Origin of the sequence: Frankia sp. QA3, assembly GCF_000262465.1 — a bacterium.
Taxonomy (GTDB): Bacteria; Actinomycetota; Actinomycetes; order Frankiales; family Frankiaceae; genus Frankia.
Map to the genome: position 1 here is coordinate 5,427,479 of NZ_CM001489.1, position 26,106 is coordinate 5,453,584.

The following is a 26,106-nucleotide window of genomic DNA, read 5'->3' on the forward strand; positions in this document are numbered from 1 at the left end:
GCCGTGGAAGGCCGCCGACGTACATGCCGGTTCGCCTGCGTTGCTACACCCGTTGCTACACCTCGACGAGGCTGCGAACGGGCCGTTCCCAGCGGCCCGGCAGCGCTTTCGCGCGCCTCAGCCCTCCGGACGAGCGGGCACGGTGGCGCCCAGCGCACCGGCTTCGAGGGGCCTCCCACACCCCACGCCCGAGGTCGGGTCGGCGTGGCTCAGTTCTACGGCTGCAGGCTGGGGGTGGTGACGAGTGAGCCCCACCATGACGAACCCCGCCGAGTCGAACAACGACGCTGCTCCTCCTCTCACGGCAGCGGTCGTCAAGCTCGTCACCGCGACGATGGCCGCCGTCGTGGGCCTGACGTTCCTGTTCGGGTTCGGCAATGTCCTCGCGCTCGGGCTACGCCTCGGCGTCCCGATCTGGGTCGCACCCCTGGTCGCTCCCGCCGTCGACCTCTCCGTCCTCGGGCTCCTCCTGGGAACCCGACACCTCGCCGTGCACGGCGGCCCAGCCGAAGTGATGCGGTCAGCGCGACGCCTCCTCATCTTCTCCAGCACGGTCACCCTGGCCCTGAACATTGCCGAACCTCTGATCGCCGGGGACTACGGCAAAGCAGCCTTCGACGCCGTCGGCCCCCTCCTCCTCATCGGATGGAGCGAAGTCGGCCCCGGCCTCCTCCAAGCCATCCAGAGCACCGGAACCACCGAAACCACCGTTCCGGATACGGCTGTCATAAAGTTCAGACGCAGAGGCGAAAACACCACAGAATCTGCGGCATTGGCCGGACGGGGAAAATCAGAGGAACCACATCAGGAGGAGAGCAAATTTCGCGGGCATCGGCGGCGGTCCTCGGAGCAGGACCTGCTTCACCGAGCACGCGCAGAAGACACCCTCCATTGGAGTACACACAACCGGCCGATCTCCGCCGAGACTCTCCGCAAACGCCTTCGCATCGGCGCGCCGGCCGCCCGCAACCTCGTCACCCAGCTACGCACCGATACCAGCGCCAGACTCCACCCAGCGCTCACCGCCGGCACAGCTTCACCGTCTACCGAACCGGTCGACGGTCCGTAGAGCACCTGCGGTGTGCGGTCGAGCCACCGACGAGTCGACCGCACACCGCGCCCACTCCGTCACCGCCTCGATCTGCGCAGCCGCAGCACTGGGCCACGACCGCACCGGGAAGATCCTCGACGCCGGGGTCGAGGTGTGCCCGCCGTGACTGCTACGCCCCGGCACGCGGAATGCACCACCGCCTGGGCACCCCTGACCGCCATCTACCGCGCCCCCACCGGGCAGGAGCTACCCGAGACCGCTCCGCCCCGCGAACGTCGACGACTCGACATCATCGCCCGCTACCCCGACGGCACCCACCAGGCCATAGAGATCGACGAACGCCAGCACTTCACCGCCGCCCGCGCCGCACGCTACCCGCGCTACCCCACCGTCACCACCCTCGGCTACGACACCCGCCCCTGGCTGCAACGGTCACAGGAACTCCGGCGAAGGCCATAGACCTGCTCGCCGGCGCGGGCGAGCGCGCGCCCGCGAGGACGATCCCCGCCTGACGGCGGGCTGGGGCCGGGCCGACCGGCTTGGTCAACTCGACGACGCACCCATAAATCGATCAAGGAATATTTTGGGATCGTACGGCGATGGCAGGTAACGTGGTACTCTGATGCTGCTAGTTGACGGGAGGTAGCGAGGTGACGCAGTTTGTGGCGAATGCTGCGGTTCTTGCTCTCGCCCGTGAGTCGCGGGGCCTGACCCAGGCTGAGGTCGCTCGGGCGATGTCCGACCTGGCGGGCGAGGCTGTGTCGCAGGCATTCGTGAGTAAGGCGGAGGCCGGGCGGCTAGCGGTCTCGGGTGACCGGCTGGGCCTGTACGCGGCGGCGTTGTGCTATCCGGTCGAGGTCTTGTGCACGGATCCTGAGGTTCATGGCGTCGGGATCGGGCTGGTCTATCACCGCCGGAAGGCGTCGCTGGGCGCGAAGGCTCTTCGTCGCGTGCATGCCGAGTTGATGTTCACGCGAAGTCAGCTGCGCGCCCTGCAGGTTGCCATAGGGTCGACGCCGAACCGCTTCCATCGGGTGGAACGCGGGCCTATGGATATTCCGGCGGAGATCGCCCAGCACGTGCGCAAGGAATGGGACCTGCCACCCGGCCCGATCGACGTACTGGTCGCAGCGGTCGAGGCAGCCGGAGGTCTTGTCATCGCCCGCGACCTGGACGCGGACGGCCTGGACGCGGTGACCCAGTGGACCGGCGACGAGCCGCCACTGTTCCTCATCAACCTGAAGGCGCCGACTGATCGTTTTCGGTTCAGCCTCGCGCACGAGATCGGCCACGTCTTCCTCCACGGTGGAGTCGGTGGCGGCCAGGAGATCGAGCAGGAGGCGGACGAGTTCGCCTCCGAGCTCCTCCTTCCCGCGGACGAGCTCCGCGGGAGCTTCACCGGGAGCGTCGATCTGCAGCGGCTCATCGAGTTGAAGCGCTACTGGGGCGCGTCGATGGTCGCGCTCGTGCGCCGTGCTGTCACGCTCGGCGCGCTCAGCGACTGGCAGTACCGCCAGCTCATGATCGAGATGTCGGCGCTCGGCTACCGCACCCGGGAACCCGCCGAGTTACCCCGCGAGCGCCCTCGGCTCGTGCGCCACCTCGCGCAGCAACTCGTCGTGTCGACCGGCTCGACGGAAGCCGCCGCCGCCCTGGTCGGTGTACTCCCGGACGAGTTCCATGATCTCTACTTGTCCCCCGGCGGTGACGCCGACCCCATCGAACTCTCGTGAGGTAGCACGTGCCCGACCAGGCTCTGCGCCCGCCCGTCCCGGCGCCGCGACCGGCCGCGACCGAGACGGAGCGGCTGCTCTCGGAGCGGATCTTCCTGCTCGTATCCCGTAGCACCCCCAGCATCTCCGCGATTGGCCCCCAGCTGCATCGGCAGCACGGCGGGCTCGCGGTCTGCCGATTCGACGAGCTGTACAAGGGCGGCCAGCTTGCACTGGCCCGATACCGGGGGCCTCTGCTCCTCGATCCCGGACGTTATGAGGCGCACCCCGCGACCAGTGACAAGCCCTTCATCGTCCCGCCCGACGACATGTACGGGTCAGGGCTGGAGCGGGAGCTTGACCTCCAGATCGAGCGCCGTGCGATGGCCGCGATCACACCTACGGGCTACATCCGCGCGGCGGACTGGAACGCGCTCAAGGCCGTGGTGGGCGCGGCGCAGGATCTCGGGCGTGCCGACGTCATCGTGATGCTGCCGATCGACGCCACCTGGCTGCGCGACGACAGCGTGGAGAAGCTCGACCTGGCGATCAAGAACATTCCACACCCAGTGGCCGTCGCCGTCGGTGGCCAGTTCAACCCGTTCGACAGGTACAAGAAGGCGACCACGAACCTGCGAAGGCTGCTGACTGACAACCCACGTGTGGGCCTGTGGCGATCCGACCTTCAGGTGTTCGACGCGATCGGGCACGGCGCGCTGTTCGCTGCGCTCGGACTCAGTGGCTCCCTGCGACACACGGTGCCGCCCGGCGAGCCCACCGAGTCGAAGAAGGGCGGGGGGCCGGCGTCCGCCACCGTTCTACTCACCGAGTTCCTGCGGTTCACAAGGGGCTCGGACCTCGCGACGCTGTACGCGAACGCGGACGCCCCTACTTGCGATTGTCCCGCCTGCGACGGCGCGCGGCTCGACCGGTTCGACGGCTCCGACAACGAGGTCCGCGCCCTGGCGGACAGCCACAACGCCGCGGTATGGGCCCGCCTGCTGGACGCGGTGTTCCGCTACACCGACCTGGGCAGCCGCCAGTCCTGGTGGCAACAGCTCTCCAGCGACGCCCGCGCGGCCATCACCGCTGAGAACGAGCGCCTCAGACAGGCCGACGCCATCAAGATCCCAAAGGACCTGGAAAGATGGGCCGATCTGTCTGTCACCCACGAACCTGCGCCGGCGACTGCGCCGGGTATACGCCCGTGAGGTGTATCCGGTACACCTCTTCGATGAACCACCACGTCCTGGGCACGACCCGGCGCGGCCGATGCGCTTGCGGCGCCACGAGCACCTCGACGTCCGAATCGACCGCCGCCACGATCAACCCGACGCCGTAGAAGTCCGCGTCGAAGCAGGCGGCCGTCAGGTCTCGGGGAGCCTTGTTGACCACGACCGCCTTCGGACAGAACGGTGCGAAGCGGCCAGCCAGCTCCAGCTTCCGCCGGAAGCTGCCGTTCCCGCCGACGATCGCAAGCGACGGGGTCAACGGTGGACGAGCCCGCCGGATGACAGCGCCGCGCCCGAACTCCACGCATCCCGGCGGCATCTTCGCGAGAGCGCGACGCCCACGACGTCCAAGATCATCGATCCGGACTGGCTCGCCAACCGGAAGACACAGAAGAAGATCAAGCACGTCGACGTCCGTGATCGCAGTCGCGCCGTCCCGGTCGCGACGAGCGTCCTCCTGTCCGTCGAGTTCGTAGAAAACCGCGGCGCTGACGCCCAGCACGGAGCCGACGCAGACACGCGCCGTGTCCGGGACGAGGTGCCTGGCGGCGTAGCGCACGGCCGAAACAGGCGCGGACGTCGAGGTCAGGGAACTGGGCACGGGCCCCACTCTGCCGCACCCGTGCCGCACTCGCGAACATCACCTGACTGTGATCCTCGTGTCAGGCCACCATCGCCCACATCAAATCGGGAGATCAAGCCGCGGCGAGCACCTGCTCCATCCACTGTCTCAGGCCGAGTCGCCCGCGCTACCTGCGCGATCACAGGCCAGAATGGCCTGGCAGCTGGTTGACCATAGGTGCAAGCTGACTCCACTCATCGAGCGTCCGTCGCCCCCGGATAACGGAACCGCTGGCCGGCTGGGAGTTCTACGACCGGCAGCAGCCGACCTACTCAATCTCGCGCGCCCACGCCGAGCCCTACGCCGGACGACCGGTGAACCTGGTCTGAGTCGAGGGCGGGTTCCCCGGAATCTTCGCTGCATGGCGGTGGCGTCTCGGTGCCGGTCTTCAGCAATGCGGTACCTGAGCCCGGCCACCAGCCCGCTGTCCGAGTTGGCCGACCTCGCCCGGGTCCGCCCCGCGTGGCTCGACACGCAGGCGATCCGCTCCCCCACGCCTGGTCGGCCGGGGCATAGGAGACGAAGTAGTCCCAGCCCGCACCGCCCTCGTCCACCACCGCTTCATCATCCACGAACCAGCACACGACCTTCGTGGAAGGCGCGACGGACGGCGGCTGATCTGGCAGGCGAGGGTGGTTTGCTACCACTGGCCGCGGCCGAGGCTGCCCCCTGATCGGTGTGGTGATCGTGCTCCAGGCCCGGCTGAGGCGGATGCCGGCTACGAGAGCAGGGCTCGGAGGACCTCCGAGCGGTCTTCCTCGGAGAGAGTCGTGAACATGCTGATGACGTAGCCTGTGGCCAGGTCGTGGGGTATGGCGCGTGCGTAGGCGTCGCGAATCAGCTGGCTGCATGGCGGCAGCGGATCGGCACTCGCCGCCTGTTCAGGATCGTCTGTCTGCCTGAGGGCCGCGCGTGTGACAGCGACGAGGTCGGCGACAGAGGCGAAGTCGGGCGCTGAACTGTTAATAGTGAGAGCCAGCAGGCTGGCTGCGGCTTGGGTTGCGGCAGTGGGACCAGCCGCAGCAGCCGCGCCCTGCACTGCTCGGTGTAGCCATTTTGGAACCGACACTGGGTTGTGGGCGATGGCCTGGACGATCAGCTTTTGATACAGTGCGGCGGCTCGCGCGAAGTCGATCCAGGCTGCGGGTCGGCCGAGAAACTCGGCCATGCTGTCGGCCGCCCAGCCGTCCTCTTGTGCAAGGTCGAGAAAGCGGACCTCGCCAATCGGCATGTCACCGATTCGCGCCTTGATCAGGGTGCGTATCGACCCTTCGTGCTGCGCAGTCGTTATCTGACCGGTCTCGGCGAGGAAGTCAAGAACCGCGGGCGTCGAGGTAGCCGGTACTCCCGCTTCGCGCGCGATGCCACGTAGTACAGGGTCGTCGCTCCATATCGCGATCTTTCGATGGCTTGCGAGGTCGGGTCACGTCCGCTGGCGTGGTGTATGGAGGGTGACTCCGCGTGATCCTTAGTTGAAGTTTATGCGGTGAGTGCTTCGGGTGTCACGCTGATCTCGGGTGTGTCGGACGGCGTGTCTCGCGCGTCGACTTTCGCGAGGATTTCCACGCCGAAGTAGCGGTGGGTTTCGATCCACTCGTCGTGTTGCTCGGCGAGGACGGCGCCGACGAGCCGTATGATGGCGTCACGGTCGGGGAAGATACCGACGACGTCGGTGCGCCGGCGGATCTCCTTGTTCAGTCGTTCCTGCGGGTTCGACGACCAGATCTGCCGCCAGATCTCCCGCGGATAGCTGGTGAACGCGAGCAGGTCCGCTTTCGCTTCTTCCAGATGGGTCGCGGCGCGGGGTAGTTTCTCGGTCAGCGCGTCCACGACCCGGTCGAACTGCACCGCCACCTCGTTCGCGTCCGCCTGATCAAAAACGGTCCGGACCAACGTCGCGACCCATGGCTGCGACGACTTCGGGGTGAAGGTGAGAAGGTCCCGCAGGTAGTGCGTCCGACATCTCTGCCAGGAGGCCCCGGGCAGAGTCGCGGCGATCGCGTTCACCAGACCGCGGTGCGCATCCGAGGTCACCAGCCGCACCCCGGACAGCCCCCGGGCGACCAGGCCCCGGAAGAACGCCAGCCAGCCGGCACCGTCCTCGCTGGACACGACCTCCAGGCCGAGGATCTCCCGGTGCCCGTCGCCGTTCACCCCGACCGCGAGCAGACAGTGGACGTTGACGACCCGGCCGTCCTCACGGACCTTCATCGTCAACGCGTCGGCCTGCACGAACCGGTACGGCCCGGCATCCAGCGGCCGCGACCGGAACGCCTCGACCTGGCCATCGAGATGCTTCGCGAGCTCCGACACCTGCGACTTCGAGATGTGCGCGACCCCGAGCTGCTCGACAAGCTTGTCCACCCGGCGCGTCGAAACCCCCAGAAGATACGACGTGGCGACCACCGAGATCAGCGCCTGCTCGGCGCGTCTCCTCCGGGTCAGCAGCCATTCCGGGAAATACGACCCCTGCCGCAGCTTCGGGATCGACAGGTCGATCGTCCCGGCCCGCGTGTCCCACTCCCGCGTCCGGTAGCCGTTCCGGCGATTCGTCCGCTCCGGTGATATCTCCCCGTATTCCGCCCCGCAGATCCCGTCCACCTCGGCGCCCATCAACGCCTCCGCGAACGCCTTCACCATCGACCCCAGCAGATCCGGACTCGCCGCCGCGAGTTCCTTGCCCACGAACTCCACGTCCGGCACAGTCGGGCGCACGGCCATCGCGTTTCCTCCTCAACGAGCTACTACGACAGGTTTCTCGTGAGGATCACGCGGTGGCCGTCCCACGTCACGGACCGCCACTCCGGCGAGTCGTCAGACGATCACAATCCGTACACCACGTCCGTGGACTCCACTCGAGGTCGATGACAGAGGTCCATGCGTTCAGTGGCGGCGACTGGAAGTCCTCGAAGGATGCGCCTCCTCTCGGGTGGCGCGGGAGTCTGCTGATCTCTTCAAGTAGCGCGGCAGACTCGTCCGCGAGGCGGGTGGCTTCGGCTGGGGTGATCTCGGCGAGTCGGCCGCGGTCAAGCCGCTCGTCGTATACCCAACTCGATGTGCCGCGGCGCGCCAAGCTGTCCCTCGCGGCACGCGCGTCCATCTGGGTCTCGTCCGTTGTCATGACGCGGGAGAAGACCGCCATCGCGAGCTCCCGAACGGGAACTGCGAGGACGCGGAGGACTGCGACGGCGGGGAGATCGATCACGATCTCCTGGTCAGCCACGCTGCGGACCGCGCTAGCGCAGGCTGCGATCTCGGCGGGATCTACGTGCCGCGCCGGCAGAAGCCCCGCTCCGCGGCGAACTACGATCTCCGCGTGGCTGCGCCCTGTAGCGCCGGCGAGCAAGCTGAGCGGGACCTGACCAAAAAGCAGACGACGGCCTAGCTGGTGTAGCGCTTGCTGCTCCGAATGCGTAGGGCGCACCATGGCGGTCATCTGCTCGATGAGTCGCTCGATGTCGTCGGCTGTGATCCGCTGGAGGTACTGGCTGGCTGGCCACCGCTGAAAGAATCGTTCGATCTCGAATTGGACCTCAGCGACCAGGTCAGGGGGCGTCTCATCGAGTGGTCGCCATCCGGTGAGCATGGCGCCGACGGCAAAGGCAGCGAACTGCTCCGAGTCGCTGAACCTGCGGAGCAGGCGGAGGCAGCCAGCCACTCCCTGGTCGGGCGACGCGTTTCTTATGTGCAGGTGTATCCACAACTCGGCCTCGGCCACACTGGATGGTTCCAGCGGCGCCGGGGCCGAGGAGAACACCCGCCAGGCCCTGACAAGATCGCCACGGTTGTAGACAAGGATATGGACAAGAGCCCACCGCATCGAGGCGTTGTCCGGCTCGATTTGTAGAGCTGCTTCGAAGAAAACGACCGTACGGTCGAACTGCCGCGCCTCGTACGAGAGGCGTGCTGCCATCCGGAGAGCAGATGGCCGTCCGGACCAGTCAGGTCCCGTGCTTGTTAGGAGTGCGTCGAGTTCGCTTTGGGCCTCGTCGACGCGACCGGCATGTGCGAATACCTCTGCGGCGCCTTGGCGTAGAGAGGGATCATTGAAATCGCTCGCGGCGTCGCGGAGGGTCTGCACCTGATCGTCAATACGGTCAGCCATCTGATAAGCGCGGGCCAGCATGATCGCCGCGGCGACTGACTGGCCACGCCGCGGTCGTAGCCGCTTGATCGCGGCTGCGGCGTCGCCGCTGGCGACCTCGGACAGCGCGCGGATCTCCGAGGCCTCCTCAGGGTGGCGGGCAGCGAACTCCTCGAACCGCGGCAGCTCAACAGCGCCCGTGTCCGCGAGGCCGGACAGCGCTGCCCTGAGATGGTCGTCGTTCGGCGCCAGTTCGATCGCGCGCCGCCAGTAGGGATCGGAATCCCTGTTCTCCGCCTCGGCCAGCATGGCTTCTAACCGGGCCCGCGCCGAGGGGTCGATGACCCGCTGGGACTGTTCGCGCGCGGCGGCCAAGTCGCCTAGTCGGATGGAGGCGACGGCGACGTACTCGCGGACGAGCGGTGAATCGGCTTCATCTGCAGTCGCTCCGTTCTCGCTGACAGTGCCTAGCGCAAGAATGGTGTCCGGGTCGTCGGTGATGATCGCCGCCTGGCACGCCAACTCCACTGCTTCGACGCTGGCACCACGGTAGCGGCGTCGCTCGTCTCGGGCACGCACCGCCAGCTCGGTCGCCTCTCGAACGTCAGTGGGCAGGTTCGGCGATTCGCCCCTTCGGCAGCGCCTAATCAAGAGGCCCGCCCGATTGATCGCTATTCCCGCGAGCCATCGCTCCCGTAACGCTTCTGCCAGGATCTGCAGAGCACGGTCGATCGATTCGCGCGTCACACCTCGAATCCCAGCGAGCCGCAGCCGTAGGTCGGTTCGCAGGCTACGGTCGTCCGGGTCGGGCGACCAACGATCGACTTCGCGGGCTGCGGTGCGCTCGTCGCCAACGAGAAGCGCTATGACAGCACGGGCGTAGGGATCAGTCGCCTCGTGGAGAGAGCCAAGGGCCGCCAGCGTTTCCGAACGTTTCTCGGCTTCAGTGGGTTCGTCGTAGAGGATGGCGGCCCGCGCGAGCCAGAAGGTGCGCCGCGGCGCGCCCTGCCTCGCCGCCGCGACGAACAGATCCGCCCCCAGCGGCACCTGGCCGTAGCCGACGGCCAGCTCAGCAGCCGCAAGCTGCACCTGCCAGGACGCACCGCGTAGCCAGGCCGGTTGATGCCCTTCCCATTCGGTGAGAACGGCTGCGGGGCGTGCATCGACGCTGGTTAGCGCCGTCACGAGCTTCCAGGTCAGATCTCGGTCGTCTCGCCACGCCGCCAGCAGCCGCGGCGCGCAGGTGGGCGGGAGCAGTTCAAGCCGCTCACGCAACTCCACATCGCCAAACACGCGGCTCGGCGGCGCGATTCGATCGATCTGCCCTCCTGCCCGCGGGGGCCTGCTGCCGTGCATGAGGTCGATGCGACGATCACGCATCGCCGCGCGCCAGCCGTCCAAGTCATGGCCACCGCGGCGGCGAGCGGCATGGCCGGCTGTATCGAGGAGCGCGGACCAGGCCTCCATCGCGTCGTGAGCGCTTCCTCCCTCGACCAGCCCACGGAGCTGCTGCAGGGCGTATTGAGTGCTGGCGCTGGCCGTCTCTTCGACATCCAGATGCCAGACGACGGCGCACCGCAGCACCGCATCTCGTGCCGCTGCATCGAGCGGTGCCAAGAGCTCCTCGACGCGTCGAAGCTGTTCCGCTTCCTGGGGCGTCGGTGTGGCCGGAACCGACAATCTCCGTCCATCGAGTGCTCGGCTCAGGGCCCTCATCGACTCGGACAGGTGACCTGCAGCTATGACCAATCGATGGCGGGTCGGGTCAAGCGATTCCTTGGCCGCTCGAACCCACTGTGCGACCGCCTTCGTCAGGACGTTGCCACCCTCCAAGGTCCTCTTGGCCTGGATGAAGGCGGTACAGCCACCCCGGAAGTCGACCCGTAAATCATCGACCGCGTCCTCGGTTTCCAGCACGACCGCAGCGACAAACGCGTCGGTGTCGGAGAGGCCCAGACCGCGCAGCGGATTCTCGGCGAGGCCAGCCACGACCGCATAGGCCGCCACGGCGCGCCTGAATTCGACGCCGCCGTCACCGGACGAGCCCGCGATGCTTCCGCGGCCCGCGTGACCTCTTGGCTGCACGGAAGGATCCTATGGGCCGTCACCTGCGAAGCCACGCGGGCTCGCGCGCCGCGGTCCGACACCGATGGCTCAGCCGGTCAGCAGCCGGCGGTGGTTCGCCATCGCTCCAGCTCGTCTGACAGGTCAGCTCCGCGGACGGCGATGAGAGGGGCACGATGACCACATCCGTCCGCTTCTACAGACGACCGCCTACGATCGTCCGCCGCTGAAACGGACGGTCCCGCCGCTCCGCTTCCCGAGTCGAGGCCGGTCAGACGGCTACGCCAGCGGGCTCCGCCACGTTCTGCGGCTCATTTGTATCTATCGGTGTAGCAAAGGCCGACGGCCGTCTGGGAAGTGGTGCGGCGCGCCGGACCGCGAGTGCGGGCGTCGCAGGTCCTGCGGCTTCAGCGGCCCGTTCAGGTGGAGAGGTGCCGGGCCTGCGTCTCGGAGCGGACGCCTGACCAGGGCATTTGTTCAACGTCGGACGCGATTGGCGGGGCACCGCGGCGGGCGAGAGCCGGCTTGACCGTGCTGTCCCGAAGCGGACGGTCTGCCGGAAGTGTCTATGCAGGTCAGCGGGGGTGTGCGGGCGACCGTCCGCCGGCCAACCGCAGTCGCCGTTGCTACACCCGTTGCTACATAACGATCTACAAAAGCAGTAAAAGATCTCTTCCGCGAGAAGAAACCGCAGGTCAGAGATGGTGGGCAGGGGCGGGGTCGAACCGCCGACCTTCCGCTTTTCAGGCGGACGCTCGTACCGACTGAGCTACCTGCCCCGGGTTGTGCGGGATCGTAGGAGCCGAAACGAGCTTCCGGCCATACGAACGCGGTCCCGACGGGATTCGAACCCGCGACCTCCGCCTTGACAGGGCGGCGTGAACTCCAGACTTCACCACGGGACCATGCTCTTACAGCGATCTTCAGTTGTCGTCCGGACGGGCCCGTGGGATGCGGTCCGTCAGGATCTGGAGGTCATGCTACACGACGGCGGGAGGAGCGGAACCGTCAGGGACGATGGATTCTTGCCCAACGCTCCCAGCACCCGAGCACTCGCCGTCCGCTACCCGGACACGACACGCCGACTGGGTGCGGAGGCGTGGCCGGGGCGGCATGGCCGGGGGGCGTGCCCGGGTGCGGCGCGCGAGTCAGCCGCCCGCGGCGAGCTCGCGGCCAATGATCTCCTTCATGATCTCGTTGGCGCCGCCGTAGATCGTCTGGATGCGGGCGTCCTGCCAGACGCGGGCGATCGGGTACTCCATCATGTAGCCGTAGCCGCCGTGCAGCTGGACGCAGGTGTCGATCACCCGGATCTGCATGTCACTGGCCCACCACTTGGCCTTGGCGGCGTCGGTGGCCGACAGCTCGCCGTCGTTGAGCGCGAGCACCGCGGCGTCGACGAAGGTGCGGGTCACGTCGATCTCGGTGGCCATCTCGGCGAGCTTGGACCTGATGTTCTGCAGCGACGCCAGCGGCGCGCCGAACGCCTTCCTGGTGCGGGTGTACTCCACCGTCCAGGCCAGGGCGTGCTCGGCGACCGTCTGCGCGAAGTAGGCCAGCGCGAGCCGTTCCCGTGGCAGGCGCTCCATCAGGTGGATGAGGGCGTCGGGTTCGGTCATCCCCATCGCGGTGATGATCTCGCCGCCGGCGACCCCGGGCAGCCACCGCTTGCGCTGCTCGTCCGTGCAGAGGTCACGTAGGTACGGGCCGACGATGTCGTCGTGGCAGGTCAGGCCGACGTGGATGGATGCCAGCGCCTCCCGGGCCAGCTCCTCCATGATCACGCACCGGTAGCGGAAGTCGTCGACCCCGGCGCCCCGGCCGCACGCGACGTCGTGGGCGCCCCCGTTCGGGCTACCCAACGCGGGTCGGTGCGTTCGGAGGGCACTGCCGGGCGTGTCCCAGCGCGCATATCCTTGGACATCCGAGCGTGTACGACGGCAGGCCGGGCGAGGTGCCCGTTCCGCTCGCTGGCCCTGCCGACCGGGGCCGGCCCGGTGCGGTGCGGTGCCGTGCGATCCCGCCGTGTCATGCCACATCCCGGGGAGGAGGCCGACGGCGATGCCCTCCACGGACAGGCTCGTGGAGTCGGCGCGCGGCCCGGCCATCAGTGTCAGGCATCCCCCGCGGGGCGAGGCCCGCGGCAAGCTCGCCGCGCAGGTCGCCTGGCGGATCGAGGACGACATCGTCCGCGCGGGCTGGCCGGTCGGCGCGGTCATCGGCTCGGAGCCGACGCTGATCGAGCGCTACAAGGTGAGTCGAGCGGTCTTCCGGGAGGCCGTGCGGATCGTCGAGCACCACCAGGTCGCGACGATGCGCCGGGGGCCGTCCGGCGGGCTCATCGTCCGCGCGCCGGACGAGGTGGCGGTGACGACCGCGCTCGGCGTCTACCTGGAGTACGTCGGGGTCACCATCGAGTCGATCCTGCGGGCCCGGTTCATCATCGAGTCGCTGGCCGCCACCCTCGCCCCGGCGCGGATCACCGAGGACGGCATCCGCACCCTGCGCGAGATCATCGCCCGGCGGGAGACGGCGGACCCGACCGAGTTCGGCTCCCACCACCAGCTTCACCACGCGATCGCGGCGGCCACCGGCAACCCGGTGCTGGTGTTGTTCGTCGACGTGCTCAACTCGCTGACCTTCCGGTACGCCGCCCACCGGTACGCCACGACCCACAGCAGCGCGTCGCCGGCCCGCCGGGCCCAGGTCGCCGAGGAGGTGCACCGCAACCACGCCGCGATCGCCGAGGCCGTGATCGGCGGGGATGCCGCCCGCGCCCAGCACCTCGCGGCGGTGCACCTGGAGGCCATGCACGAGTGGATGACCGTGCCGCCCGCCGGAGACGGCACGGGCACGGGTAAGAGCGCGGCTACGGACGAGAGCGCGGGCGTGGGCGGGCGGCGCATCCGGCCCCGCGAACCGGGCCTGGGGGCGGGCCCCGGCGGGACGATGCCGCCGGGCAAGCTCGCCGAGACGGTCGCGGGACGCATCCGCGACGACGTGGCCCGCGACGGCGTTCCCGTCGGGGTGGTCATCGGTTCGGAGAGCGAGCTGCTGGCCCGTTACGGGGTGAGCCGGGCGGTGCTGCGCGAGGCCGTCCGGCTGCTCGAATACCACTCGGTGGCGCAGATGCGTCGCGGTCCCGGCGGCGGCCTGGTCGTCACCGAGCCGGACCCGGCGGCGACCGTCGAGGCGACCGCGCTGTACCTGGAGTACAGCCAGGCCAGCGTCGACGACCTGCGGATCGTGCGCGACGCACTGGAGCTGAGCTGCGTCGACATCCTCATCGAACGGCGCGGGCCCGAGCTCACCGCACGGCTCGAGGCGCTGCTTACCGCCGACGCCGGCGAGACGCCCCGCGGTCCCGTCGATGCCGGGCACCACCTGCACATGGAGCTGGCCCGGCTGACCGGCAACGAGGCGCTGGCGTCGTTCGTCCGAGTGCTGACGGCGATCTGGCGGCGGCACGTCGACGGCTCACGCCCCACCCCCGCGGCCAGCGGGGGCGAACCGGCGACCGGCGGGTGCGGGCAGCCTGCTTCCGACGCCCGGGCCGCGCACCGGGGGATCATCGACGCCATCATCGCCGGCGACCGGGGGCTCGCCCGGCATCGGATGCGGCGCCACCTGGAGGCCCTCAGCGACTGGTGGCGCTGAGTCACTGGTGGCGCTGAGTCACTGGTGGCGCTGAGTCATCCTCGCTCCTGATCCCCCTCGTTACTGATCCACCTCGCTTCCGGCCCGCCGCGCTCCAGCCTTGCGGCAGCGGCAGCCGGCCTGATAGTGGCAGGACTTTGTGACCGACGTTATTGGGCTCCGGGCGTGGCGAGGCGAAACGGACCCGGTAAGTCCACGTAGCATGTGGACCTAGCGAGTCCGTTTTTTCGCCCTTCTTCCGCCGGTGACGTCGACGCACCGGACCTGCCTGCGGAGCACCCAAGGAGCACCATGAGCGTGGTTCAACCGCGCCCGAAGCCCGGGCGCACCCTGACCGTCCTCCTGCTGGCCGCGATGTCGTTCGCCCTGGCGCAGACGACCGTGGCCCCGGCGATCCCGGACATGGCCCGCGAGCTCGACTCGTCCGTCAGCAACGTCACCTGGACGATGAGCGGCTACCTGGTGGCCGCGGCCGTGCTGACACCGATCATCGGCCGGCTCGGCGACATGTTCGGCAAACGGCGGCTGCTCGTGGTGTCCCTGGCGATCTTCGCGCTCGGCGGGGTGCTCGCGGCGCTGGCGACCCAGCTCCCGCTGGTGATCACCGGACGGATCCTGCAGGGCGCCGGCGGCGGCATCTTCCCGCTGTGCTTCGGCATCATCCGCGACGAGTTCCCGGTGGAGAAGCGCTCGGTGTCGATCGGGCTGATCTCCGCGATCACCGGGCTCGGCGGCGGGCTCGGCCTGGTCCTCGGCGGGCTGTTCGTCGACCACGCCACCTACCACTGGATCTTCTGGAGCGGCGCGGCGATGGCCGCCGTGGCCGCCGTCGGCACCCAGCTGCTGATCCCCGAGTCGCCCACCCGCGTCCCGGGTCGCATCGACGTGGTCGGCACGCTGCTGCTCAGCGTCGGCCTCGCGCTGCCGCTGCTGGCGATCAGCCAGGGCAAGACCTGGGGCTGGACGAGCCCCACGACGCTCGGAATGATCATCGGTGGCGTCGTCGTGCTCGCCGGGCTGCTCGCCTTCGAGCGGCGCCAGGCCGAACCGCTCATCGACGTGTCCATCCTCGCCCGACGTTCGGTCCTCAGCACCAACATCTCGACCCTGCTGGTCGGGTTCGGGATGTTCGGCGCCTTCCTGCTCATCCCCCAGTTGGCCCAGACCCCGAAGGCCAGCGGCTACGGCTTCGGCGCGAGCGCCACGACCGCGGGCCTGCTGATGGTGCCCGGCGCCCTGATGATGCTGTTCACCGGCTCGCTGGCCACGGTCATCAGCCAGCGCTTCGGCGGCCGGGTGGCACTGTTCACGGGCAGTCTGCTGGCCACGGTCGGGCTGGTCCTGCTCGCCGGCGTCCCGGGCTCCGAGGGTGCCCTGATCGTGGAGTGCATAGTCCTGTTCGGCGGGATCGGGATGGTGTTCGCGGCCATCCCGAACCTCATCGTCGACGCCGTCCCCGCCGAGAAGACCGGCGAGGCCACCGGGGTGAACACCCTGCTGCGCTCGGTCGGCGCGTCGCTGGGCTCGCAGATCTGCGCCAGCATCCTCGTCTCCCAGGCGGACGCCTCCGGGCTGCCGACCAGCGACGCCTACCAGACGGCGTTCGCGGTCTCGGCGGTCGTCGCCCTCGTCGCCGGTCTCGCCGCGCTCACCCTGCCCGGCCGGCGTCACGGCCGGCACGAGGCGGACGCCACCGCCACCGTCGCGTCCACCCCGCAGGTGACGACGATCCCGGCCCAGAGCGGCGTGACCGTCGGCGCCGCCCACGCGAACGCCGGCACGCCCGCCGGCTCCGGCCGCTCCGGCCGCTGACCCAGGCCCGTACCGGCTGCCCGTCCGGGCCCGACCGTTTCCCGCGGTCGGGCCCGCAACGGCGTGATGTGCTCCAATGGTCCCGTGACGACGTCCGAGATGCGCAGGTCGGACGCGCGGCGTAACCATGAGCGGGTCGTGCGGGCCGCGGTCGAGGTGTTCTCGGAGCTCGGGCTGTCCGCGACCGTGCCGGACGTGGCCGCCCGGGCCGGCGTCGGCAAGGCGACCGTCTACCGCAACTTCCCCAGCCGCGACGAGCTGCTGACCGCCGTCGTCGAACGCCAGCTCCAGTGGTTCGACACGATCGCCACCGCCGCGCTGCACGACCCCGACCCGGCGACCGGCTTCCAGATGCTGATCACCAGCTGGTTCGACCGGATCGTCGCGAATCGGCTCGTCCAGGACGTGATGCGGACGCGGACCCTGGCCAGCGCGGAGATCCAGATCGACCGCATCACCACCCGCGTCGACCAGGTCGTCGTCCGCGCGCAGCAGGCCGGCGCCGTCCGCCTCGACGTCACCCCCGCCGACCTGCGCACGATGATGAGCGGCTGCGCCCAGCGCCTGGTCGAGACCGGGCAGCAGGACATCGACAGCCGGCTGCGGTTCACCCGCCTCATCCTCGACGCCTTCCGCCCGCTGCCCGACTCGGCTGTCTGACCCCGCCGCGGCTCCCCCGCCGACGCCCCCCGCTCCGCAGCCGGTCCCGGCGGCCGCGACGCGTTTCCTTGCCTTTCCAGAGGCTTTCGTGCCCGATTCATCCCTCTGGATAGGCAAGGGGCGGGGGGCGCGAATGCCGGACGCGGGGGGGCGGGGTTGTGGGATGGTCGTCGTCGGGTTTCTGCCGGCCGCGGCGGGGGCCGGCCCGGCCATGGGTCGGTGGTTCGACGGGCCGCGGCAGGCGACGAGGCGGGGGTGGGCGTGGGGGGTCTGGTCGCCGAGCTGACGGCGGTCCGGCACGGGCAGAGCGTCGCGAACGTCGCGTTCCCGGCGGCGCGGGCGGCGGGACGCCTCGACGCGGGCGTGCCCGGCCGGGACGCCGATGTCGAGCTGACGGCACTGGGGTGCGAGCAGGCGGCGGCGCTCGGCCGGGCGCTGGCCGCCGACCCGCCGATCGTCCGGCCGCCCGAGGTCGTCGTCTGCTCGCCCTACCTGCGGGCCCGGCGGACCTACGGGATCGCCGCCGACGCGGCCGCCCGGGCCGGTGTGACCCTGCCGGCGCCGGTGATCGACGACCGGCTGGTGGACCGGCTGATGGGCCGGTTGGAGCTGATGACCATGGCGGCGGTCGAGGCCCGGTTCCCCGCCGAGGCCGAGCGCCGCCGCGCGGCCGGGCAGTGGGACTACCGCCCGCCGGGCGGGGAGAACTTCCCCGACATCGCCCGCCGGCTGGGTTCGCTGCTGGCCGACCTGCACCGCGACCACGCCGACCGGCGGGTCCTCGTCGTCGCGCACGACGCCGTCGTGGTGATGCTGCGCCAGCTCATCGAGGGGCTGTCCTACGACGAGCTGGGCCGGATCGCCGTGGAGGGCGGGGTGCTCAACGCCGGGATCACCCGTTTCACCCGGGACGGCGATCGGCTCGTGCTCGCCGAGTTCAACACCGCGACGCACCTGGCGGGGGTGCGAGCGGACGGGGCGGGCTGACGACAGGGCGGGCTGAAGACAGAGTGGGCTGACGACAGGGCGGGCTGAAGACAGAGTGGCGGGCTGACCTGCGAGGCGGCCGCCCCGGCGCCGGCACGGCCCGTCAGCGGCGCTCGCGGCGCCAGACGACCCTGAGCCCGGACCAGTCCTCGTCGACCGCGGCGACCTTGGTGTCGACCAGGCCGCGCGGCAGGGCGACCTCGCGGATGAGGTTCTCGGTCACGTCGCTGCGATGACCGGCGGCCCGACGCGGCCAGACGATCCACAGCGCACCCGCCGGCCGGATCGCCTCGGCGAACGCCTCGACGGCCCCGTGGACGTCGGCCGCCCGCCGGCAGAACGCGACGCACACATCGATCGCCGCCAAGCCGCCGCCGACCCCGTTCCCACCGCCCGCGCCCGCGCCCCCGGCATCGCCGACGTCGCCCGCATCACCCACGCCCGCCGTTTCGCCGGGATCGCCCGTGCTGCCGGCGTGCAGACCGGCGATGTACATCAGCTCGACGCCCGCGGGCAGCTCCGGCACCGCCCATCCGGGCGGCGCGGCGGCGAGCACGAGCCGGTGGCCCGGTTTCACCCCCAGCTTGCGGGCCAGGGGCGTCCCGGAGTAGCCCGCCCGTCCGGCGGGGCCCGACCCCATCCCGCGATCCCTCCCGTCGGCGGCACGCATCAGGAAACACCGTCACGTATCAGGAAACACCGTATCGAGACCAGACAGACGGTCGGGATCGGCGAACAGGTCGATGCCGACGGTCCGATCGCCCCCGCGCCGGCCAGGCAACCCCACGCCGACCAGCGACTATCCGAGCTGTCGCCAAGCGATCACCCCGGCACGGTATCGTCACTGTCAGGTCGAGAGGCGCTGCAACGGACCCAGGTCCGCCACGCTCGGCCCGAACCGGTCAACAAGGGCGCCTCCCACAACAGGGAGGTGTCTCATGGCTGGAACCGCTTCCGTCGGTGAGGTGGCGGGTCGTCCCGGTACTCGTGCCAGCGCGGCCGCGCTGCGGGAGCTGCTGGCGAAGCGGGTGGTCGTCCTGGACGGCGCCTGGGGCACGATGCTGCAGAACGCCGGGCTCACCCCGGCGGACTACCAGCTCGACTCGCTGCGTGACCATCCCAAGGATGTGGCCGGCGACCCGGACCTGCTCAACCTGACCCGGCCGGACATCATCCTCGACGTGCACCGGCAGTACCTGGCCGCGGGCGCGGACATCACCACCACGAACACGTTCACCGCGACCAGCATCGGCCAGGCCGACTACGGTCTGGAGTCGCTGGTGCGGGAGATGAACCTGCGCGGCGCCCGTCTCGCCCGGCAGGCCGCGGACGAGGCGGGCGGGCGGTTCGTCGCCGGCTCCATCGGCCCGCTCAACGTCACGCTGTCGTTGTCCCCGCGGGTGGAGGACCCGGCGTACCGGGCGGTGACCTTCGACCAGGTCCGCGCCGCCTACGCCGAGCAGATCGAGGCCCTCGCCGACGGCGGGGTCGACCTGCTGCTCATCGAGACGATCTTCGACACGCTCAATGCGAAGGCCGCGATCGCCGCCGCCCGCGAGGTTGCCCCGCACCTGCCGCTGTGGATCTCGGTGACGATCGTCGACCTGTCCGGGCGGACGCTGTCGGGGCAGACGGTCGAGGCGTTCTGGAGCTCCATCGCCCACGCGAATCCGCTGGTCGTCGGCGTGAACTGCTCGTTGGGCGCCGAGGAGATGCGCCCCCACGTCGAGGCGCTGGCCCGCATCGCCGGCACCTACACCGCCTGCCACCCGAACGCCGGGCTGCCCAACGCCTTCGGCGGCTACGACCAGACCCCGGCGGAGGCCGGCCGGCTGATCGGCGAGTTCGCCGCGGCCGGGATGGTCAACATCGTCGGCGGCTGCTGCGGGACGACGCCGGCGCACATCGCCCAGATCGCCGCCGCCGTGCAGGGGACGGCGCCGCGGCAGGTGCCGACGCCCACGCCGCGGACCCGGTTCAGCGGCCTGGAGCCGTTCGAGATCGGCGAGGACACCGGCTTCGTCATGATCGGCGAGCGGACCAACGTCACCGGCTCGGCGCGTTTCCGCCGCCTCATCGAGGCCGACGACTACCAGGCCGCCGTCGACGTCGCCCTGGAGCAGGTGCGCGGCGGCGCGAACCTGCTCGACGTCAACATGGACGCCGACCTGCTCGACAGCGAGCAGGCGATGACGACGTTCCTGAACCTGCTGGCCACCGAGCCGGAGGCCGCCCGCCTGCCGATCATGATCGACAGTTCGCGGTGGAGCGTGCTGGAGGCCGGGCTGCGCTGCGTGCAGGGCAAGGGCGTGGTCAACTCGATCAGCCTCAAGGAGGGCGAAGAGGTCTTCCTCGACCACGCCCGGCGCATCCGCGACTTCGGCGCCGGCGTCGTCGTCATGGCCTTCGACGAGCAGGGCCAGGCGGACACCACCGAGCGCAAGGTGGCGATCTGCGGGCGCGCCTACGATCTGCTGACGCAGAAGATCGGGTTCCCCGCCACCGACATCATCTTCGACCCGAACGTGCTCGCCGTGGCCACCGGTATCGCCGAGCACAACGGCTACGCCAAGGCGTTCATCGACGCCCTGCCGCTGATCAAGCAGCGCTGCCCGGGGGTGCGGATCAGCGGCGGGATCTCGAACCTGTCGTTCTCCTTCCGCGGCAACGACGTCGTCCGCGAGGCGATGCACTCGGCGTTCCTGCTCCACGCGGTGCGCGCCGGGCTCGACATGGGCATCGTCAACGCCGGTCAGCTCGCCGTCTACGCCGACATCCCCGCCGACCTGCTCGAACTCGTCGAGGACGTGCTGTTCGACCGGCGCGAGGACGCCACTGACCGGCTCGTCGCCTTCGCCGAGACGGTCAGCGGCAAGGGCACGCAGCGGGTCGTCGACCTGTCCTGGCGCGAGGCGCCGGTCGCGCAACGGCTCTCGCACGCGCTCGTGCACGGCATCGTCGACTTCATCGAGGCCGACACGGAGGAGGCGCGGGCCGCCGCGGCGCGTCCCCTCGACGTGATCGAGGGCCCGCTGATGGACGGCATGAAGATCGTCGGCGACCTGTTCGGCTCGGGGAAGATGTTCCTGCCGCAGGTGGTGAAGAGCGCGCGGGTGATGAAGCGCTCGGTGGCCTACCTGGAGCCGTTCATGGAGGCCGAGAAGGCGCAGGCCGCCCTGGACGACAGCGCCGCCGGCCGGCCCGCGGCGCGGCGCGGCAACGGCAAGGTCGTGCTCGCCACGGTCAAGGGCGACGTCCACGACATCGGCAAGAACATCGTCGGCGTCGTGCTCGGCTGCAACAACTACGAGGTGATCGACCTCGGCGTCATGGTCCCCGCCAAGGTCATCCTCGACACCGCCGTCGCCGAGGGCGCCGACGCGATCGGCCTGTCCGGCCTGATCACGCCGTCGCTGGACGAGATGGTCGCGGTCGCCGCCGAGATGCAGCGCCGTGGGCTGACCCTGCCGCTGCTCATCGGCGGCGCCACCACCTCGCGCCAGCACACCGCGGTGCGCATCGCCCCTGCCTACGAGGCCACCACCGTCCACGTGCTCGACGCCTCCCGCGTCGTCGGGGTGGTCTCGGACCTGCTCGACGCCGAGCGGGCCGGGCAGCTCGACACCCGCAACCGGGCCGAGCAGGCCAAGCTGCGCGAGCAGCACGAGAACCGCCGGGCGCAGCCGCTGCTCGACCTGGCGCAGGCGCGGGCCAACCGCGAGCAGGTCTCCTTCGACGAGCTGCCCGTGCCCGCCTTCACCGGGCGCCGCGTCGTCACGCCGGACCTCACCGCGCTGCGTGAGATGATCGACTGGCAGTTCTTCTTCCTCGCCTGGGAGCTGAAGGGCAAGTTCCCCGCGATCCTCGACCAGCCGGTCGCCCGCGAGCTGTACGAGGAGGCGAACGTGCTGCTCGACCAGATCATCAAGGACGGCAGCCTGCAGGCGAAGGGTGTCTACGGCTTCTGGCCCGCCTTCGCCGACGGCGACGACCTGGTGATCGAGGCCGGCGCGGTGGCGGGCGCCCGTGACGGGCGGCTGCGGCTGCCGATGCTGCGCCAGCAGACGACGAAGCCCGCCGGCCGGCCGAACCGCAGCCTCGCCGACTACGTCGCGCCCGCCGACGACCATCTCGGCGGCTTCGCCGTGGCCGTCCACGGCGCGGACGCGCTCGCGGCCGAGTTCGAGGCACGCCAGGACGACTACCGGTCGATCATGGTGAAGGCGCTCGCCGACCGGCTCGCGGAGGCGTTCGCCGAGTACGTCCACCTGGCCGCGCGCCGGGAGTGGTTCGAGCCGGACGCCGAGCCGAGCCTGGCCGACCTGCACGCGGAGCGCTTCCGCGGCATCCGCCCGGCGCTCGGCTACCCGGCCAGCCCCGACCACAGCGAGAAGCAGGCGCTGTTCGACCTGCTCGACGCCGGCCAGGTCGGCCTGGGCCTGACCGAGTCGTTCGCGATGACCCCGGCGTCGGCCGTCAGCGGGCTCATCTTCGCCCATCCGGAGTCGAAGTACTTCACCGTCGGGCGCATCGGCCGTGACCAGGTCGCCGACTACGCCCGCCGGCGCGGCCTCAGCGTCGGCGACGTCGAGCGCTGGCTTCGCCCCAACCTCGCCTACGACCCGCAGTAACGACCGGCCACAATCGTCACCTTCGGCCCGGCGGGACGGCAGCGCCGGGCCGGCGGTGCACGTCCGCGGCGTTATCCGAGGCCGCCGCACCAAAGCCGCCTTTACGCGCATGGCCGGTCGAACACCCACGGCCGGACGCAACTCCACACGTTCGGGTGTTTTATGTTTACCGATACACCAGGTTCTTATACGTTCCGTTTCGCGCCAGGAAAGATCGGCTGTGCTACCACAAACGGTTGCCGCCGAATCCCGAACGTACCCGGAGCATGTGGAGGACCTGCCATTATGGCCGATCACGTCTCGTCCACGATCGTCATCAAGGCACAGCCGGCGGCGGTGCTGGCCGTCATCGCCGACATCAGCCGGTACCCCGACTGGTCGGATGCAATCCAGTCCGCGGAGGTCATCGAGACCACGCCGGCCGGCCTACCGGCAAAGGCCCGTTTCCAGGCGAAGACGACCTTCGGCAAGGAGGATTACGCCCTCGTCTACGACTGGGCCGGGCCGAACTCCGTCACCTGGACGATGCTCGAGTCGGACCGGGTGCGTTCGCTGGACGGCAGCTACACGCTGACCGACCTCGGCGACGGCAGCACCGAGGTCATCTACGACCTGACGGTCGAGCTGAAGGTGCCGATCCCCGGCCTGCTGCGCCGCAAGGCGGAGGACAAGCTGGTCGAATCCGCCCTGCACGACCTGAAGACCCAGGTCGAGCGGTAGCCCCGGCAACCGCCCGACCTGCACGGAGGCCCTCCGCCGGGCCCCAGATCACCGCCCGGCGGCGGGTCGCGGCCCGGCGGTTGCCCGCGCAGCCGGTCGGGCGGGTGGTGGGGAGCCGGCCGGGGGCGGGCCGGTCGACCTACCGATGAGGTGAGAACTATGACCCCCGTGGGGTGGCGGCATCGGGACGATCCCGACCGGGCATGCCCCCACGGTGCGCCGCCTCGACGTCCCCGCCGCAGCCACCGGGCGGCGCGCGCGGATCTGGATCATCCTCGCGTTGTTCGTCGCGCTGCTGTGCTGGCCGGGGGCGGTCGTGGCGCTGACGACGAACCTGACGGTCCAGCGCGCCGGCTACTACCGGCAGGCCGTCGACGAGACCGACGTCTACCGCCGGCTCTACGACGAGGTGCTGGCCGACCCGGCCGTCGCCGGGGTCACCCGGGACCTGCTCGCCGGGCTGCCCGTCCCCCCGGACGTCGTCGTCGACAACCTGCGGCTCGTCGTGCCGGCCCCGGCGGTGCGCGGCACCGTGAACACCCTCAGCACGCAGATTTCGGGCTATCTCGCCGGCCAGCGCCCGGCGCTGACGCTCAGCGTCGACCTGCGCCCGATGTTCGCGGCGATCGCGAAGCTCGCCACCATCTACCTGGCCGGGCAGGTGTCGGGCACGCCGACCTTCCAGGCCCATGACGTCGCCGCCGTTACCCGGTTACTGGTCGGCGGGCTCGACCAGATGGCGCAGGGACGCCGGCCCGCCGGAATCCCGACGATGGACCTGACCGGCGAGCAGGCCGACCAGATCGGCTCGGTGCTGCTGGCCCGGCTCCCCGACGCCGAGCGGGCCCGGGTCGACGACCAGGTCGTCGGGCTGCTTCGGCAGGGGAAGGTGCCCGCCGCGCTCGCCGTGGTCGGGCCCCTGCTGTTCCAGGGTGACGAGACGGCCCTCGCCGACCTGCGCCGACGGCTGGCCGGCGACCAGCTCGACCTGGGCACCCCGCTGGCCCGCGCGCACGAGTCGGCCGGCATGGGCCTGCTGCACGTGCTCCACGAGCTGGGTCGCTACGGCACCGTCGCGCTGGCCGTGCTGCTCGCGGCCGTGGCCGTGCTGGCGGTCCTGCTCGCCGCACGGCACGCCCGATGCGGGCGCGGCGACACGCTCCTGCTGGTCGCCGGGGGGATGGTGGCCGGCGGGGCCGCCGCGCTGCTGCTCGGGCTGCTGCTGCCCGCCCTGGTCGGCGACCCGACCGCGGGCGTCGTCGGCGCCAACCCGACCCTGCCCCTGCGGGTGCGGGACCTGCTGCACGACCTGCAGGGAACCATGATCGGCCGGATCCGCACCGTGTGGGGCCAGGTGGCCGCGGCGGTGGCGCTGGCCGGGTGCCTGCTCGGTCTCGTCGGCCTGCTCGTCCGGTGCCGGCGGCGGCCGTTCACCCGGCGCCGCTCGGTGGTCCTGGCGCTGTCCGCGGCGGTGCTGCTGAGCTGCTCGTGGCTGGCGACGCCGGCGCGGTTCGGCGGGGAGGCGGCAAGCTGCAACGGCAGCCGGGGCCTGTGCGGGCTGCGCTACGACGAGGCGGTCTACGCCGCCAGCCACAACGCGATGGCTTCCAGCGCCGCCGACTTCGTCGGGGCGACGCAGGATCCGGACCTCGTCGGCCAGCTCGACACCGGCGTGCGAGCGCTGCTGCTCGACGTGCAGCACTGGACGACGCCGACGCAGGTGGAGACGTTCCTGGCGGGCCTGCGCCCGCGGGAACGCGCCGCGCTGACGCCGCTGGCCCGGGGCGCCCGCTCCGCCCGACCCGGCCTCTGGCTGTGCCACAGCGTGTGCCAGCTCGGCTCGCTGAGCCTGGAGGAGGCCCTGCGCTCGGTCGACGACTGGCTGGCGCGCAACCCGTCCGAGGTCGTGACGCTGATCCTGCAGGACTCGGTGCCGCCCGGGGAGGTGATCGCCGCCGTCCGCCGGGCCGGGCTGCTGCGCCGGATCGTGACGCCGCCCGCGGACCCGCGCGGGCGCTGGCCGACGCTGGGGCACATGGTCGCGACCGACCGCCGGCTGGTGGTCTTCGCCGAGAACGCGGACGTCCCGAAGAGCTGGTATCGGCGGTTCTTCCGGTACGCGGCGGACACGCCGTTCGACGTGCCCTCCCCGGCGGGGTTCACCTGCCGCGTCGGGCGCGGCTCGCGCACCGCGCCGATGCTGCTCGTCAACCACTGGGTGAACGGGGACGATCCGGGCCGGACCTACGCCGACGCGGTCAACCGGGAATCCGCCCTGCTCGCCCACGTACACCGCTGCGAACGGGCCGGGCTCATCCCGACGTTCCTCGCGACCGACTTCACCACCCTCGGCGATCTCGTCCCGACGGTGACGGCGCTGAATGCCCAGCGCAGCCGCTCCCCCCGCTGAGAACCAGCCCGGAGCCCCATTTCACCAGACCGACGGCGAGGGCATTTCTCAACGGGTTCCGGCCGGCTCGCCGGCTTTCCCCCAATTAACGGCGACAGACGGTGTTGTGCACACGGTGAACCGGTTTAGCGGGACGCTCCCGGGTATCCGGAGGTCGAAAACATCTCGACGACGGCCACCGGCGCCCCGGACGGAAGGAAGGTCCCGAGATCTCGTCGACCCCACGCCGATCCGCCCGCAGCGGCCCGTCGAATCCGCGGACGGAGTCATACTACTGGACGCATCGGTCTTTCTCGTCGCATTCCCGGGACCGGCGTGACTGGACGGCGACGGCCGCCGGCACCCGGTCCGGATCAGGTGGGCCGCCGCCCGCCCGCGCCGGGTCCCGGGAGTCGCCGCGGCCCCGGCGCCGGGCGGGCACGGACCCCGCGGCGCCGGGAACCGCCCCCGGCGGGGCCAGGCCG

18 protein-coding genes, 2 tRNA genes and 1 riboswitch are annotated in these 26,106 nt (G+C 70.4%); of the genes, 12 read left to right on the forward strand and 8 right to left on the reverse strand.

The features are described from left to right. Nucleotides 1-256 precede the first annotated feature (256 nt). The 5 genes from FRAQA3DRAFT_RS22220 (at nt 257) to FRAQA3DRAFT_RS22235 (ending at nt 3,974) form a co-directional block, all read left to right on the forward strand. On the forward strand, nt 257-1,069 hold the full coding sequence (locus tag FRAQA3DRAFT_RS22220) for a hypothetical protein (RefSeq protein ID WP_009741297.1): 813 nt from the start codon (nt 257-259) through the stop codon (nt 1,067-1,069). Nucleotides 1,070-1,079: 10 nt separating this feature from the next. Then, nucleotides 1,080-1,217, forward strand: coding sequence for a hypothetical protein (locus FRAQA3DRAFT_RS35370; protein ID WP_157467583.1), 138 nt, complete (start codon nt 1,080-1,082; stop codon nt 1,215-1,217). Next, the gene (locus FRAQA3DRAFT_RS22225; RefSeq protein WP_009741298.1) at nt 1,214-1,510 is read left to right on the forward strand and encodes a hypothetical protein; all 297 of its coding nucleotides are present in this window, start codon (nt 1,214-1,216) and stop codon (nt 1,508-1,510) included. Before FRAQA3DRAFT_RS35370 ends, FRAQA3DRAFT_RS22225 begins: the two co-directional genes overlap by 4 nt. Before the next feature lie 275 nt (nt 1,511-1,785). After that, complete coding sequence (locus FRAQA3DRAFT_RS22230) at nt 1,786-2,784, forward strand: ImmA/IrrE family metallo-endopeptidase (RefSeq protein WP_083873773.1); 999 nt, start codon at nt 1,786-1,788, stop codon at nt 2,782-2,784. An 8-nt stretch (nt 2,785-2,792) separates the two neighbouring features. Next, nucleotides 2,793-3,974, forward strand: coding sequence for a hypothetical protein (locus FRAQA3DRAFT_RS22235; protein WP_009741300.1), 1,182 nt, complete (start codon nt 2,793-2,795; stop codon nt 3,972-3,974). Here FRAQA3DRAFT_RS22235 and FRAQA3DRAFT_RS22240 read toward each other — a convergent pair. From FRAQA3DRAFT_RS22240 to FRAQA3DRAFT_RS22270, 7 genes are all read right to left on the reverse strand, one after another. Next, complete coding sequence (locus FRAQA3DRAFT_RS22240; protein ID WP_051054444.1) at nt 3,928-4,554, reverse strand: hypothetical protein; 627 nt, start codon at nt 4,552-4,554, stop codon at nt 3,928-3,930. The genes FRAQA3DRAFT_RS22235 and FRAQA3DRAFT_RS22240 overlap by 47 nt on opposite strands. A 781-nt stretch (nt 4,555-5,335) precedes the next feature. Further along, nucleotides 5,336-5,848, reverse strand: coding sequence for a hypothetical protein (locus FRAQA3DRAFT_RS22245; RefSeq protein ID WP_009741302.1), 513 nt, complete (start codon nt 5,846-5,848; stop codon nt 5,336-5,338). A 248-nt stretch (nt 5,849-6,096) separates the two neighbouring features. After that, nucleotides 6,097-7,338, reverse strand: a complete 1,242-nt coding sequence (locus tag FRAQA3DRAFT_RS22250; RefSeq protein ID WP_009741303.1) for an IS256 family transposase — start codon at nt 7,336-7,338, stop codon at nt 6,097-6,099. A 67-nt stretch (nt 7,339-7,405) separates the two neighbouring features. Then, a complete protein-coding gene (locus FRAQA3DRAFT_RS22255) occupies nt 7,406-10,786 on the reverse strand; it encodes a hypothetical protein (protein WP_009741304.1) in 3,381 nt (1,126 codons plus the stop codon). 681 nt (nt 10,787-11,467) lie between these two features. After that, nucleotides 11,468-11,544: transfer RNA gene (locus FRAQA3DRAFT_RS22260), tRNA-Phe, on the reverse strand. A 51-nt stretch (nt 11,545-11,595) separates the two neighbouring features. Beyond that, nucleotides 11,596-11,670, reverse strand: a tRNA-Asp gene (locus tag FRAQA3DRAFT_RS22265). Nucleotides 11,671-11,913: 243 nt separating this feature from the next. Continuing rightward, nucleotides 11,914-12,627: an acyl-CoA dehydrogenase family protein gene (locus tag FRAQA3DRAFT_RS22270; RefSeq protein ID WP_051054445.1), complete on the reverse strand. Its 714-nt coding sequence runs from the start codon at nt 12,625-12,627 to the stop codon at nt 11,914-11,916. Between the two features lie 199 nt (nt 12,628-12,826). Between FRAQA3DRAFT_RS22270 and FRAQA3DRAFT_RS22275 the strand changes: the two genes are divergently transcribed. The 4 genes from FRAQA3DRAFT_RS22275 to FRAQA3DRAFT_RS22290 all read left to right on the forward strand — a co-directional run bounded on the left by FRAQA3DRAFT_RS22275 (nt 12,827) and on the right by FRAQA3DRAFT_RS22290 (nt 17,881). Beyond that, nucleotides 12,827-14,422 (forward strand): FadR/GntR family transcriptional regulator, encoded by a 1,596-nt coding sequence (locus FRAQA3DRAFT_RS22275; RefSeq protein ID WP_009741305.1) that lies wholly within the window; start codon nt 12,827-12,829, stop codon nt 14,420-14,422. 291 nt (nt 14,423-14,713) lie between these two features. After that, nucleotides 14,714-16,234, forward strand: a complete 1,521-nt coding sequence (locus FRAQA3DRAFT_RS22280; RefSeq protein WP_009741306.1) for an MFS transporter — start codon at nt 14,714-14,716, stop codon at nt 16,232-16,234. 84 nt (nt 16,235-16,318) lie between these two features. Then, entirely contained in the window at nt 16,319-16,894 is a 576-nt protein-coding gene (locus FRAQA3DRAFT_RS22285) for a TetR/AcrR family transcriptional regulator (protein WP_035921326.1), read from the forward strand. 255 nt (nt 16,895-17,149) lie between these two features. Beyond that, the gene (locus FRAQA3DRAFT_RS22290) at nt 17,150-17,881 is read left to right on the forward strand and encodes a histidine phosphatase family protein (protein ID WP_009741308.1); all 732 of its coding nucleotides are present in this window, start codon (nt 17,150-17,152) and stop codon (nt 17,879-17,881) included. Between the two features lie 103 nt (nt 17,882-17,984). On the opposite strand, the gene FRAQA3DRAFT_RS22295 is transcribed toward FRAQA3DRAFT_RS22290, so the two are convergent. Beyond that, nucleotides 17,985-18,521: a DUF3052 family protein gene (locus FRAQA3DRAFT_RS22295; RefSeq protein ID WP_009741309.1), complete on the reverse strand. Its 537-nt coding sequence runs from the start codon at nt 18,519-18,521 to the stop codon at nt 17,985-17,987. Nucleotides 18,522-18,729: 208 nt separating this feature from the next. Continuing rightward, a riboswitch (S-adenosyl-L-homocysteine riboswitch) is annotated at nt 18,730-18,805 on the forward strand. A gap of 14 nt (nt 18,806-18,819) precedes the next feature. Here FRAQA3DRAFT_RS22295 and metH point away from each other — a divergent pair. The 3 genes from metH (at nt 18,820) to FRAQA3DRAFT_RS22310 (ending at nt 25,642) form a co-directional block, all read left to right on the forward strand. Next, on the forward strand, nt 18,820-22,512 hold the full coding sequence (metH, locus tag FRAQA3DRAFT_RS22300) for a methionine synthase (RefSeq protein WP_009741310.1): 3,693 nt from the start codon (nt 18,820-18,822) through the stop codon (nt 22,510-22,512). A gap of 285 nt (nt 22,513-22,797) precedes the next feature. Beyond that, the gene (locus FRAQA3DRAFT_RS22305) at nt 22,798-23,232 is read left to right on the forward strand and encodes an SRPBCC family protein (RefSeq protein WP_009741311.1); all 435 of its coding nucleotides are present in this window, start codon (nt 22,798-22,800) and stop codon (nt 23,230-23,232) included. A gap of 214 nt (nt 23,233-23,446) precedes the next feature. Further along, complete coding sequence (locus FRAQA3DRAFT_RS22310; RefSeq protein WP_009741312.1) at nt 23,447-25,642, forward strand: PI-PLC domain-containing protein; 2,196 nt, start codon at nt 23,447-23,449, stop codon at nt 25,640-25,642. The last annotated feature ends 464 nt before the right edge of the window (nt 25,643-26,106 follow it).